Source organism: Pseudomonas sp. G5001, from assembly GCF_013385475.1.
Classification (GTDB): Bacteria; Pseudomonadota; Gammaproteobacteria; order Pseudomonadales; family Pseudomonadaceae; genus Aquipseudomonas.
The window spans coordinates 1-12909 of record NZ_JACAPZ010000033.1; the positions used below are offsets into that span (position 1 = coordinate 1).

General features: G+C 56.8%; 15 protein-coding genes. 9 read left to right on the forward strand and 6 right to left on the reverse strand.

The window, feature by feature from the left end; all coding sequences use genetic code 11:
* The 3 genes from HX805_RS24450 to HX805_RS24460 all read left to right on the forward strand — a co-directional run.
* On the forward strand, positions 1-614 hold a 614-nt coding region (locus tag HX805_RS24450; RefSeq protein ID WP_177035193.1), incomplete at its 5' end, for a ribonucleotide-diphosphate reductase subunit beta.
* A 145-nt stretch (positions 615-759) separates the two neighbouring features.
* The gene (locus HX805_RS24455) at positions 760-1473 is read left to right on the forward strand and encodes an HNH endonuclease signature motif containing protein (RefSeq protein ID WP_003211515.1); all 714 of its coding nucleotides are present in this window, start codon (positions 760-762) and stop codon (positions 1471-1473) included.
* A 71-nt stretch (positions 1474-1544) separates the two neighbouring features.
* On the forward strand, positions 1545-2186 hold the full coding sequence (locus HX805_RS24460) for an HAD-IB family hydrolase (RefSeq protein ID WP_177117358.1): 642 nt from the start codon (positions 1545-1547) through the stop codon (positions 2184-2186).
* A gap of 41 nt (positions 2187-2227) precedes the next feature.
* Here the strand turns inward: HX805_RS24460 and HX805_RS24465 are convergent, their stop codons facing one another.
* From HX805_RS24465 to HX805_RS24475, 3 genes are all read right to left on the reverse strand, one after another.
* Positions 2228-2632 (reverse strand): type II toxin-antitoxin system VapC family toxin, encoded by a 405-nt coding sequence (locus HX805_RS24465; protein ID WP_008432929.1) that lies wholly within the window; start codon positions 2630-2632, stop codon positions 2228-2230.
* Positions 2625-2864: a type II toxin-antitoxin system VapB family antitoxin gene (vapB, locus tag HX805_RS24470; protein ID WP_008432930.1), complete on the reverse strand. Its 240-nt coding sequence runs from the start codon at positions 2862-2864 to the stop codon at positions 2625-2627. The genes HX805_RS24465 and vapB overlap by 8 nt, the downstream gene beginning before the upstream one ends.
* 283 nt (positions 2865-3147) lie before the next feature.
* Positions 3148-4107 (reverse strand): LysR family transcriptional regulator, encoded by a 960-nt coding sequence (locus tag HX805_RS24475; protein ID WP_177117359.1) that lies wholly within the window; start codon positions 4105-4107, stop codon positions 3148-3150.
* Between the two features lie 262 nt (positions 4108-4369).
* On the opposite strand from HX805_RS24475, the gene argH reads away from it, so the two are divergent.
* The 6 genes from argH to HX805_RS24505 all read left to right on the forward strand — a co-directional run bounded on the left by argH (position 4370) and on the right by HX805_RS24505 (position 10913).
* Positions 4370-5797, forward strand: a complete 1428-nt coding sequence (gene argH, locus HX805_RS24480) for an argininosuccinate lyase (protein WP_177117360.1) — start codon at positions 4370-4372, stop codon at positions 5795-5797.
* Positions 5798-6067: 270 nt separating this feature from the next.
* A complete protein-coding gene (locus HX805_RS24485; RefSeq protein WP_003211504.1) occupies positions 6068-6946 on the forward strand; it encodes an amino acid ABC transporter permease in 879 nt (292 codons plus the stop codon).
* Between the two features lie 23 nt (positions 6947-6969).
* A complete protein-coding gene (locus HX805_RS24490; RefSeq protein ID WP_003211502.1) occupies positions 6970-7734 on the forward strand; it encodes an amino acid ABC transporter ATP-binding protein in 765 nt (254 codons plus the stop codon).
* A gap of 25 nt (positions 7735-7759) precedes the next feature.
* Entirely contained in the window at positions 7760-8581 is an 822-nt protein-coding gene (locus HX805_RS24495; RefSeq protein ID WP_177027673.1) for an ABC transporter substrate-binding protein, read from the forward strand.
* Between the two features lie 147 nt (positions 8582-8728).
* Positions 8729-9898 carry an MFS transporter gene (locus HX805_RS24500; protein ID WP_003211499.1) on the forward strand — a complete coding sequence of 390 codons (1170 nt, stop codon included), beginning with the start codon at positions 8729-8731 and terminating at the stop codon, positions 9896-9898.
* Positions 9899-9962: 64 nt separating this feature from the next.
* On the forward strand, positions 9963-10913 hold the full coding sequence (locus HX805_RS24505; RefSeq protein ID WP_177117361.1) for a hypothetical protein: 951 nt from the start codon (positions 9963-9965) through the stop codon (positions 10911-10913).
* A gap of 12 nt (positions 10914-10925) precedes the next feature.
* On the opposite strand, the gene HX805_RS24510 is transcribed toward HX805_RS24505, so the two are convergent.
* The 3 genes from HX805_RS24510 to HX805_RS24520 form a co-directional block, all read right to left on the reverse strand.
* A complete protein-coding gene (locus tag HX805_RS24510; protein WP_023659241.1) occupies positions 10926-11582 on the reverse strand; it encodes a hypothetical protein in 657 nt (218 codons plus the stop codon).
* 43 nt (positions 11583-11625) lie between these two features.
* Positions 11626-11988 carry a hypothetical protein gene (locus HX805_RS24515; RefSeq protein ID WP_177117362.1) on the reverse strand — a complete coding sequence of 121 codons (363 nt, stop codon included), beginning with the start codon at positions 11986-11988 and terminating at the stop codon, positions 11626-11628.
* 78 nt (positions 11989-12066) lie between these two features.
* Positions 12067-12873: a sulfite exporter TauE/SafE family protein gene (locus HX805_RS24520; protein ID WP_177117363.1), complete on the reverse strand. Its 807-nt coding sequence runs from the start codon at positions 12871-12873 to the stop codon at positions 12067-12069.
* Positions 12874-12909 lie beyond the last annotated feature (36 nt).

A 12909-nucleotide genomic window follows, 5' to 3' on the forward strand; every position in this document is an offset into this window, starting at 1 on the left:
ACCACGAGATTCCATCGGTCGCGAAGAAAGCGGCTTGGGGCTTGAAGTACACCCGTTCGATCTCCGATCCGAAGTTCGAAACCGGTACCGTTGAGACTGACAAAGAGCTGCTGCGCAACCTGGTGGCGTACTACTGCGTCCTGGAAGGCATCTTCTTCTACTGCGGCTTTACCCAGATCCTGTCCATGGGCCGTCGCAACAAAATGACCGGCGTGGCCGAGCAGTTCCAGTACATCCTGCGGGATGAGTCGATGCACCTGAACTTCGGTATCGATGTGATCAACCAGATCAAAATCGAAAACCCGCACCTGTGGGATGCCGAGATGAAGGAAGAAGCGACCCAGATGATCCTGCAAGGGACTCAGCTGGAGATCGAATACGCGCGTGACACCATGCCGCGTGGGGTGCTGGGGATGAATGCGGCGATGATGGAGGACTACCTCAAGTTCATCGCGAATCGTCGTCTGTCGCAGATTGGGTTGAAGGAAGAGTATCCAGGGACGACTAACCCGTTCCCTTGGATGAGCGAGATCATGGACTTGAAGAAAGAGAAGAACTTCTTCGAGACCCGTGTGATCGAGTACCAGACTGGCGGCGCGCTGAGCTGGGATTGATTCCTTAGCCAACTGAAAAGCCCTGACTTGTTCAGGGCTTTTTTGTATTTGCAGAGTGCCAAATCCTACAGTCTCGTAGGAAATTTCGTAGACGTGCTAGTGGCCACTCAGTATCGTCCGAGGACTTTCTACCCTCGGCGACTGTATGGATATTACAAAAGACAGCATCGACTGGAGCGACGAGGAATTAGCCGCGGCAGTCGAGACCTACTTGAAGATGTTGGCGTTGGAGAAGAGCGGCCAACCCTTTAATAAAGCCCATGAAAACCGATTGCTACGTCAGGGACCAATCGCAGGTCGTACAGAAGGCTCCATCGAGTTTCGCATGCAGAATATCTCTGCGGTTCTGGTCCAAATGGGCCTGTATCGGATCAAGGGGTACAAACCTGCAAATAACGTGGGCTCGGGAGTAGAACAACAGATTCGCAAAGCCCTCACTGCCCTTCGTATATTTGAATCAGATGAAACAGCGCAAACTGCAGATGAACAAATCCTCGTCCGCCGAGCCTCCAAGCTACTGCAGCAGCCCATCGAGAAGGTGCCGGACGGAATTGCGAAGCCACAGAAAGTGTCCATTGTCGGTACGGCTTTTGTTCGCGATCCCAAAGTACGCGCTTGGGTATTGAATGAGGCCAATGGCATTTGCGAAGGCTGCGGTTCAAACGCTCCCTTCGAAGTGGATGGCTTGCCATTTCTTGAAGTACATCACGTCAAGCACCTCGCCCAGAAGGGTTCGGATCGCATCACCAATGCTGTAGCCTTGTGCCCGAATTGCCATCAGCGTTGTCACCGATCAAGTGACCGCGGTGACTTCACCAAAGGGCTTTACTCGAAAATCGAAAGATTGAAAGAAGAGTAAACTTCTGTGGTCACAACTGATGTATTACCAAAATTACGAGATAGGACCGAGACCCGCCCGTGAACCCAGACATGCTCGAATCCGGCCCCTTGGATGCCAAAGTACTCTCCGTCTTTGACTTCGACGGCACCCTGACCCACCACGACAGCTTCGTGCCGTTCCTGAAGTTCGCCTTTGGTAAAGGCGAATTCGTGCGCAGGATGGTGAAGCTGGCCGTACCTGGCGCGCAGTTTGTGTTGCGCGTGATTAGCCGTGATGAGCTCAAGGCGCAGTTGATCCGCACCTTTATGACCGGCGTGGACAAGGCGTGGGTTCAGCAGAAAGCGGAAGCGTATTGCCAGGCGTATTGGAACAAGCTGATGCGCCCAACCGGGCTGCAATCGGTGGCCGATGAGGTGAAGTCCGGGGCCGTGGTGACGCTGTGTTCGGCATCGCCAGCGTTGGTATTGCAGCCGTTTGCGGATCGGCTTGGGATCAAGTTGATAGGCACTGAGCTTGAGGTGGTTGACGGAGTATTGACGGGCAAGCTCACCGGGAATAATTGCCGGTGTGAGAATAAGGTGCTTCGGCTTGAGGCGGTTTATGGGGATCTGGGGGAGTATCGGCTCAGGGCCTGGGGTGATACGCGCGGGGATCGGGAGTTGTTGGCGGCGGCGCAGGATGCGCATTTTCGGCATTTTCATGCGAAGAAGAAACGAATCAAGCAACGCTGAATCGCCTGGACGACCTATCTGTGTGCGCTGGATTGACTGCCTTAGGCGGCGATCCAGTTTTCCACGATCAAGCCATTCACTCGCTTGAACTCACCTTCGTTGTTAGTCACCAAGACCAATCCTGAGCTTCTGGCGTGGCCCGCGATGTGCAGGTCATTTACGCCGATTGGAGTGCCCTTCTTTTCGAGATCGGAGCGGATCGAGCCGTAGTGAAAAGCGGCCTTGTCATCGTAGTGAATGACGTCAAGCCGGGAGATGAAGTCCTCCACCGCCCGAGTATTTCTCTCAACAAACTGGCTTTTTTCGGCCCCGTGCATCAATTCCGCAAGGGTGATCGAAGAGATCACCATACGACCTACATTCGCATTGAATTTTTCCAGTATTTCCATAGGCCGACGCTTGATGATGTAGATCACGATGTTCGTATCAAGCATGTACTTAATCATCAAAGGACTCTCGCTCTTGCTGGGTTTGGTCGGCGCGCTCCTCCATAAAATCATCAGATACCGATTCGCTTGCAAGGAAAAAGCTGTCCCAAGTGTTTTCAACCGGCGAAATAATCAGTTCGCGCCCCACGGCACGCACCTCTACAGTTTTCACCCCAGCGGGAAAACGCATGTCAGCAGGGATGCGGATATTTTGTGTACGGTTATTAGTGAAGATCGTTCCAGTAGACATAAGGAACACCTCTCTAGGCATGGGAAGACAGGTAAGAATGATAGTTTGCAGGTGCTCTATTGCATAGCTCTATAGCAGCTACCCGACGAGCGTAGCCGAACAGTAGCTGTTGGTAGCGGCGCAGGAAGCGCATTTTCATGCGAAGAAGAAGTTGGGCAAGTTGCGGCGGTGATGCGGGTGGATAGGGTCTGCGGGTAGACCGAGTTGATCCCATCGCAGCCTCGCTGGGGCTCGACAGCTCCCACAGGGGATCTCTGTAGGTTCTTAGGGTGGTGGGAATTCGTTAGATTGGCGCTTTGAGATCCACGCCGAGTGCCGTTGCGAAGGCTTTGACCAGCGGGCTTCGTGGGGCGTTGTGGCGCAGGATGAGGTTGAATGGTGTGCTCAGGTGGATCTGCTCCGGGCATAACACGCGTAGGCGCCCTTCCCTCACCAGCGGCGCGGCGTAGTGTTCGGGGAGGAAGCCCAGGAAGCGGCCGGTGAGGATGAGGATGGCGACGGCTTCTACCTGTGAGGCCGAGGCGGACTGGCTGTCGTAGCTGACGAAGTTGGCCTTGTCGCTGTGGATCGCGTAACGATGGTTGACCACTTCATGCTGGCGCAACACATCTGCGTTGATGCCACTCGCTTCAAACAGCGGATGCCCGACGGCGCAGTACGCGTGGGACTTTTCTTCGTATAGCGGGAAATAATCGAATTCTTCCCGCCGCTGGTACACCGGGACGATGCCGACAATCAGCCGCCCTTCCACCACGCCCCGTTCAACTTCGTCCAGTTGCGAGGCATGTAGACGTAATCTTATTTTTGGCGACTCTGTATGTAATCTTCCCAGCGCGTTAATCAATGGTGAATTAACGTCGGAGACGGTGTTATCAATAACGCCCACACTAAGGTCGCCGATCAGTTCATTCTGTGCCGAACTAAGCTTGTCTCTGAAACTGTCTACCGAGGCAAATAATTCAATGGACGCTTGATAGACTAATTTGCCTTCTTCGGTCAGGCCAAACCCTTCCCGCCCTCGCGTACACAGGCGCATGCCGATGCGAATTTCCAGGTCGGAAATCTGCTTGCTGATCGCCGCCAAGCCCACATTCAGCTCGTTCTGCGCCGCGCTGAAGCCGCCCGCTTCGACCACAGCCTTGAACACCCGCAGCAATTTGAAATCCAGGCCGCTGAGTTGCAGGGGCGGTCTTGTGCCGGGTTTTGGCGGTATGTTTCCAGAATTGGAAAGTGGGGTTTCCATAATACGTGTTGACCTCAAGTGCCATATTCAACAGGCTTTGACCTACTCCATGAACATCGCCGGGCGGCAATAATGAACATACTTAACCGCCCTTGGCAACCTTGAATATAGCGGGTTGAACAGCTTTTACCGGCTGATTTAACGCCCCTAAAAACCTGACACTACGATCAGGACTTTTCGTTTTGCTACTGCCCTCCGAATCCATAAGGCCAAGCCACGTCCATCGGGCTTGTCACTTCTAAAAACAAGCGTGAGGAACACCATGTCTCAGCCCACCGATCGCCTCTGGGGTGCTCGTTTCAAGTCCGGCCCGTCTGCTGCTTTGGCGGCGCTGTCCCGTTGCCCCGAGCACTATTTTCGCCTGACGCCCTACGACCTGGCCGGCTCCCGGGCCCATGCCCGTGAGTTGCAGCGCGCCGGGTTGCTGGATGAGTCGGAAACCTTGCGCACCCTGGAAGCGCTGGACCGCATCGGTGAGGACTTTGCCGCTGGCCGCCTGCACCCGACGCTGGATGACGAGGATGTGCACACCTTCATCGAGCGGGTGTTGACCGAGCGTTTGGGCGCCCTGGGCGGCAAGTTGCGCGCCGGACGTTCGCGCAATGACCAGACGGCCAACGATTTGCGCCTGTTCCTGCGAGACCACGCGCGCACCATCACCACCGAGGTGTTGGGCTTGCAGCAGGCGCTGGTGGACCAGGCCGAGCAGCATATCGAGAGCATCTGCCCGGGCTTCACCCATTTGCAGCAGGCGCAGCCGATTGTGTTCGCCCATCACTTGTTGGCTCATGCGCAATCGATGCTGCGGGATGTGCAGCGCCTGGTGGACTGGGATGCGCGTACGGCGTTGTCGCCGTTGGGTGCTGCGGCGATGGCCGGCTCGGCGATTGCGCGCCAGCCGGAGCATTCGGCCAAGGAGATGGGTTACACCGGGCCGTGCGAAAACTCGATTGATGCTGTAGCCAGTCGTGACCACGTGGCGGAGTTTCTGTTTGTGGCGGGCATGCTCGGGGTGAATATTTCACGGCTGTCGGAGGAGTTTTGCCTGTGGTCGTCGCGGCAGTTTCGCTGGGTGCAGTTGGACGATGCCTACGCCACCGGTAGCTCGATCATGCCGCAGAAGAAGAACCCGGACATTGCCGAATTGGCGCGGGGTAAAGCGGGGCGGCTGATTGGCAACCTGACCGGGCTGATGTCCACGCTCAAGTCGTTGCCGCTGTCGTACAACCGCGATTTGAGTGAAGACAAGCACAGTGTGTTGGACAGCGTGGATACGTTGCTGCTGGTGCTGCCGGCGATGGCCGGGATGGTCGCGACGATGAAGGTGCAGGTGGAAGAGCTGCGGCGTCAGGCGCCGATGGGTTTCACATTGGCAACTGAGGTGGCGGATTGGCTGGCCACTCGTGGTGTGCCGTTCAAGGAGGCCCATGAGATTACCGGTGCCTTGGTGCAGGCCTGTGAGAAGCATGAAATTGAATTGTGGGAAGCCTCGCCGGCGTTGTTGGCAGAGGTGGATACGCGGCTGACGCCGCAAGTGCGTGAGTGCCTGACCCTGGAAGCGGCGATTGCGGCGCGCAGTGGTTGGGGTGGGACGGCACCGGAGCGGGTAAGGGAGCAGATTGGGCGGTTGAAGACTGCGTTGGCTGTGCAGCAAGAGTGGGCACAGAGTTACACCGGTTTTCGGATTTGAGACAGCTTCACTTGTAGGAGCGAGCTTGCTCGCGAAAAACTCAAGAACGCCGCTGGGTGTCAGGTTTCCAGCGTTATCGTTCACGACCATCGCGAGCAAGCTCGCTCCTACAGGGTTAAAGATCGTTCCCACGCTCTGCGTGGGAATGCCGCCTTGGACGCTCCGCGTCCTGCCGCCAATGCAGGTGGTGACGCGGAGCGTCACGGGATGCATTCCCACGCAGAGCGTGGGAACGATCATCAGTGTATTCAGTTGTTTTGGAGAGTCACCATGAAACAAACCCCGGCAGAGCGCTTGCAAGCCGAGCGCCAGCAGACCGAGAACCAGTTCGATATCACCCAGTACGAGCATGTGCCGCGTCGCTATTACGGGCGGATGTTTTTTGCCACGTTGATCGTGATCGCACTGGCTGCCTTGCTGCGTGCATTCGCCAACGGCCAGATCGAATGGTCCTACATCGGTCAGTTCCTCACGTCCGAGGCGATCATCTGGGGCCTGGTGAACACCATCATCATGTCGATCCTGGCCATGGCGCTGGGGGTGGTGATCGGGGTGATCACGGCGATCATGCGCATGTCGGCCAACCCGATCCTGCGTTACGTGGCCATCACCTACACCTGGCTGTTCCGGGGTACGCCGCTGATTCTGCAACTGCTGTTGTGGTTCAACCTGGCGCTGATTTTCCCGGTGATCGCGATTCCCGGCCTGTTCAGCATCGACACCGTGGACCTGATGACGCCGTTCGTGGCCGCCCTCCTCGGCCTGAGCATCAACCAGGGTGCCTACACCGCTGAAGTGGTGCGCGCCGGCCTGTTGTCGGTGGACACCGGCCAGTACGAAGCCGCCAAGTCGATCGGCATGCCGAGCCTTCAGGCGCTGCGTAGGGTGATTCTGCCCCAGGCGATGCGGGTGATCATTCCGCCTGTAGGCAACGAGTTCATCAGCATGGTGAAAATGACCAGCCTGGCGAGTGTGATCCAGTACTCGGAGCTGCTGCACAACGCGCAAAACATCTACTACGCCAACGCCCGGGTCATGGAGCTGCTGATTGTTGCCGGCATCTGGTACCTGGCGGTGGTGACTGTTCTTTCATTCGGTCAGAGCCGCCTCGAGCGTCGTTTTGCCCGCGGCGCCGGCAAGCGTTCGTAAGCCCTGACTGAGGAGATTTGCCCATGAGAAGCATCGTCAAGGCCGTGAACCTGAACAAGTATTACGACCAGTATCACGCGTTGCAGGACATCAACCTGGAAGTCGAACAAGGCGAAGTGCTGTGCATCATCGGCCCGTCCGGTTCCGGCAAAAGTACCCTGCTGCGCTGCGTCAATCAGCTGGAAAAAATCGACAAGGGCGGCCTGTGGGTCGATGGCGAACTGGTGGGCTACCGGGTCGTCGGCAACAAGCTGCACGAATTGAATGAATCACAGATCGCCCGTCAGCGGTTGGCCACCGGCATGGTGTTTCAGCGCTTCAATCTGTTCCCGCACATGACTGTGTTGCAGAACATCATCGAGGGCCCGTGCCAGGTGCTCAAGCGCTCGCCCAAGGAAGCCACCGAGGATGCGTTGGAGTTGTTGGCCCGCGTCGGCCTGGCGGACAAGCGCAATGCGTACCCGGTGGAGTTGTCCGGCGGCCAGCAACAACGTGTTGCAATTGCCCGTGCGCTGGCGATGCGCCCCAAGCTGATGTTGTTTGACGAACCCACGTCAGCCCTCGACCCGGAGCTGGTAGGAGAAGTGCTGTCGGTGATGCGCGATTTGGCCACCACCGGCATGACCATGATTGTGGTCACCCATGAGTTGGGCTTCGCCCGCGAAGTGTCCAACCGCATGGTGTTTATGGATGCCGGCCAGATTGTGGAAGCCGGCAGCCCGGAAGAAATTCTAATAAGCCCACAAAACCCGCGTACCCAAAGCTTTATTTCTGCCGTTCGCACTTAACTAAAAAACTAACGAGAACGCCCCCATGAAAAATCTGTTTCTTCCAAGTTTGCTCGTAGGCCTGATGGCCTCCACTTCGGTTTTGGCGGCATTGCCGGCAGCGATCAAGGACAAGGGTGAGATCAGCGCGGCCATCGTGCCGAACTACCCGCCGATGGATTTCAAGGACACCGCCACCAACAAGCTCACCGGCCTGGACTTTGACCTGGGCAACGCCCTGGCCGAGCGTTTGGGGGTGAAGATCAAGTGGCAGGAAACCGGCTTCGAACAAATGCTCAGCGGCCTGACCACCAAGCGCGTGGACATTGTGCTGTCGGGCATGACCGACACTGCCGAGCGTCAGAAGGCGGTGACCTTTATCGACTACTTCACCAGCGGCCCGCAGCTGTACACCCTGGCCAAGCGTGAAGACCTCAAGGAATTGACTGACCTGTGCGGTAAAAAAGTCGGCACCAGCCGACGTACGACCTGGCCGTCGGAAATTGCCGCATGGAGCAAGGAAAACTGCGAGAAGGCCGGTAAGCCAGCCATCGTAGTGATTGGCACTGAGGGTTCGGCGGATGCGCGGGCACAGTTGCAGCAGAACCGTCTGGATGCGGCGATGCAAGGCAGTGAAACCATTCCTTACCTGATGTCGCTGGACAAAGGTAAATACAAGCCGGTGGGCCTGGCGATTTCCAAGCAGTTCACGGGGCTTGGGATTGAGAAGAGCAATACCGAGTTGGTCACGGCCATCAGTGAGGCGTTGCAGGGCATGATTGATGACGGGACGTACGGCAAGATTCTGAAGAAGTGGGATCTGGAGCAGGGTGCGGTGGAAAAAATCAGCATCAATGCCGGCCAGTAACTCGATCTAAATGTGGGAGCGGGCTTGCTCGCGAATGCGGTGGATCAGCCGGTACAGTTGGCACTGACACACCGCATTCGCGAGCAAGCCCGCTCCCACACTGGATCTTCATCGCCTTGAAAAAAGAATAAGGACATCCGCCCCACCGTGGCCACGTACTCCCTGGTAATCCGCCGCCTGATGATCTGCTCGGTGACCATCGTCGTCAGCCGCGCCATGACCAGCCCGTTGCTCGCCCTGTTGCTGAGCACCCGCCTGGGCCTCAACCAGCAAGACATCGGCTTGCTGATGGGCATCGCCGTCTTCATCGCCACCCTGCTGGGCCTCTACGGTGGCTACATCATCGACCGCCTGGAAAAGCGCAAGCTGCTGATCCTGGCGATGCTTTCCAGCTCCATCGGTTTTTTGTTGCTGACCTTTGCCAGCAACCTGTACCTGACCACCCTGACCCTGGTGATCACCGAAGCCGCTTCGGCGCTGTTCCTGATCGGCTCCAAGGCAATCATCAGCGAGAACCTGCCGGTGGGCCAGCGGGCCAAGGTGTTTTCCCTGCGCTACACCCTGACCAATGTCGGCTACGCCACCGGCCCGATGCTCGGCGTGGTGATTGCCGGGCAGATGCCCCTGGCACCGTTCCTGATCGCCAGCGCGATTGCCTTTGGCAGCCTGTTCCTGATGATCGGCATCCCACCGACCCAGCGCGACGACAGCAACAAACCCTTAAGTTTTCTCAGCACCCTGAGGACCCTGCGCAGCGATCGCACCTTGATCCTGTTTACCAGCGGCAGCCTGTTGAGCACCATTGTCCACGGGCGCTACACCCTCTATCTGTCGCAGTTTCTGCTGGTGGCCTACAAGCCGGAGAACGCGCTGAAAATCCTCTCTGCGGTGCTGGCGTGCAACGCCATCACGGTGATCCTGATGCAGTACCAGATCGGCCGCTTCCTCAAGCGTGAACAACTGCGCTACTGGATCGTGCTTGGCACCTCGCTGTTTATTGCCGGGTTGATCGGCTTCAGCATGGCAGACGGCCTGGTGTCGTGGTGTGTCGCGATGTTTGTGTTCACCCTCGGGGAGATGATCATCTACCCGTCCGAGTTCCTGTTTATCGACACCATCGCCCCGGACGCCCTGCGCGGCAGTTATTACGGCGCACAAAACCTGGCGGCATTTGGCGGCGCCTTGAGCCCGGTAATCTGCGGCTACCTGCTGATCAATGCATCCCCCGCCTCGATGTTCTATGTACTGAGCGGGTTGACGGCAGTGGGTGGCACCTTGTGTTTCCTGAGTGGCCGGCGTGTGGTGGTCCGTGCGTAATTTCTACTGATATTTGCTCGATATCCCGCTATTAATAGCGAAATCTCTCACGGACCCGAGCCCCATGAAATTCGACACGGCCTACAGCCTGAGTCTCGACGACAAGCTGTCGATCTATGACGTGCGCGACCTGAATTTCGACGAAACCGCCGCCTTCGATTCCGACAAGGACAGTTTCCTGTGCCCCAACGACGAATGCCGGGCGGCGTTTGCGGCGGGCAATGTGTTGGGCACGTTCAATGCAAAAAACGCCAATTACCTGCGTACGCCCCACTTCAAGAACATCCCCAGCACCCGGCATATTGAAGGTTGCCGGTACGCCAGTCGCCATGCCGGAAAAGGCGAAGCTGAAGACGGGCCGGAAGAAAATTTCCCGTCGGAATTTGTCCTGACGCGGCGCCAGTACGAACGCAAAACGCCGGTCATCGGTGCTGAGGCTGGCACCCCACAAGAACCACCGAAAACGCCGGCAACCCGCAACGCCTTGTCTCACAGCTCAAGCGACACCACCCCGGACAAGACCAGCGTCTTTGCCCACCCCGTGGAATGCTACGTGTCGAATATCGGCGATAAGGAAAAGCTGAAAAGCATGCCCTTGAAGATCGGCGATCACACCGCGACCTACTGGACGTTTTTCAAGAAGATCGAATACCTGCAAGACAACAAAGGCCTGATCTACTGGGGCAAGATCAAGGAGATCAAGGACTACACCAGCAGCTTTCGCATCGACTTCGAAAAGAAAGCCTGGCTCGACAAGAAGCCCTATTCCATCAACGTTTACCTGAGCAAAAAACTGATCGAGAACTACCGCAAGCGCAAGGCGTTCCTGGAGCAGATCAAGGCCGCGGTGGACAGTGATCGAGTGCTGTATTGCTTCTTCTACGGGGTGACGCCGGAGCTGAAACAGGTGCCAAGCAAGAAAAACCCCGAGCAGACGTTCGGGGTGTTCAGTGCCAATATCGAGAACCTCGATCACCTGATTATTCGCGAGGCGCCGGGGTTGGGAGAACGGTAATGCGATTCCAGGTCAGGCCCTTCGGCTGAATAAACGGTACTTTTCACGTGCAAGTGCGGCGCCCGCAGGGTCCAAGCCACCTACCGTGACCAACCAGTGAATCAGCATTTCCTCATCCGGTAAATGAAGCCCCTTCACATCTTTCAAGCTTCGAGGCGTATGGTTGATTCGAGCGTCGTAATGCAGAGCGCTCCAAGGCATTGCAACAAGATCCACGCCTTCTGCGTCCATCTCAAAACTCCGCAATATTTCGTTGATTTGAGTCTGCGCACTCCGATCACCCCGCTGCTGTAGAGAGTACGACTCGACCAAACTGACGAATTGCTGTTCAGGCACAGACGGATCAACCAAATCCAAAACATCAGACTTTAAGGCGAGATCCAAAACACCACTCATCCACCGATTAATAAAGGTGCGCACGAAGCCATCGGCGTCGGCTTTTTTCATATCAAAAAACAGCATGCAATAGCGGGTTTTCAGATGTATCGCCAACAGCACATGTTTACGTTGCACCGTCGCGGCATGGACCAGCCACTGATGAGGGTCGGCGTACAGGTCATCGCCCTGGCGCTCTTGTGTCGGCGGTTTTTGAACCGGGGTAATTTTTTTGCCTTTGTGAACCCGGCTAAAAAAATTACCAGCCGCCTGCGTACAATTAAAACTAAGCATCAAGATATTTCCTGAACATTCTGACTGAAGTCTAAGACAAGACTCAGTCGCCTTGTACGTGTGCAGCAACCCACTCGATTTCGTAACGCTGCCTGACCGCGTAGCCGATAGCGCTCAATGTCTCTTCGCTTAATACCGACAACTCTGAATCACTCAACAAATCATGCCTGATCATTTGCGCAAGGCTCTCGCGGGCTTTCGAACGACTGTAGAGATCAAACATTCGGACGACATCGTTATCGCGATCCTTGATGAGGCTATACAGCGTCCTGTACCGAGCCTCGGCAGAAAGCGTTTCGCGCTCGCTGATGGTCTTTGCATCAGCCAGTACGCCTAGGTAAAAGCGTTCAAGCGCCAATGCCCTGAGGACTTTGAACTTCTGCCAATCGCTTTCGGAGATGGACATGATATTCCCCCGGTCACTTTCTTTTGAATAGAGAAGTAACCCTAGCCTGCGGCTAAAAGAACGCAAAATCCACTTGCGTCAGACCAGCATGCTCACCATCACCACGCCCAACAACCCGATATACACCCGCGCATGCAGTGCATCCGGGATGCGGCCGATCCACGGTGTGGCCAGGCGAATGCCCAGCAGCGAACCCAGGGTGAGGATGGCAAACGCCAGCAAATCGACATAGCCGACAAACCACGTGCCCAATTGCACCTTGGCGAATCCAGCCATGAGCATGTAGGTAAACGTACCGGCCAGCGCCACCGGCACGCTCAGCGGATTAGCCATGGACGTGGACTGGGACATGCTCAAGCCACAACGGCGCAACAGCGGCACGGTCATCACGCTGCCGCCCACCCCCAGGAAGGTCGCGATCAGGCCAATGGCGATGCCGCCGCCCGTCACTTCCGCGCCGCTCAGGCGTCGTGGCTGGAGCCTGTCGTCCTGGCTGAGAAAGCCCCTGCGTAATAGGCAATCGACAATGGTGATGGCCAGGTAGGCGATAAAGGCGTACCGCATGAAATCGCCGCTGGCGAACATTGCAGCCCCTGCCCCCAGCACGGCGCCGCCCCCGATGTACCCGCCCAACGGCCACAGGTAATGGCGAATCAGATTACCTTTGCGCTGGTGTTTTCCGGTGGCAAGCAGCGCGTTGACGATCATCACGCAGGTCGAGGTGGCGACCGCGATATGCATCGCTGATCCACTCACGCCCGCGTCGTGGCTGAGCTTGAGCATGCCGTACAGCAACGGCACCACCACGAACCCGCCACCGAAGCCGAACAGCACAGCGGTTACGCCGGTCATGCAGCCGAACAGTGCCAGTAATAGATAGAACATCGAGAATCGCCTTCAGTGTCAGGGAGAGCTGTCGAC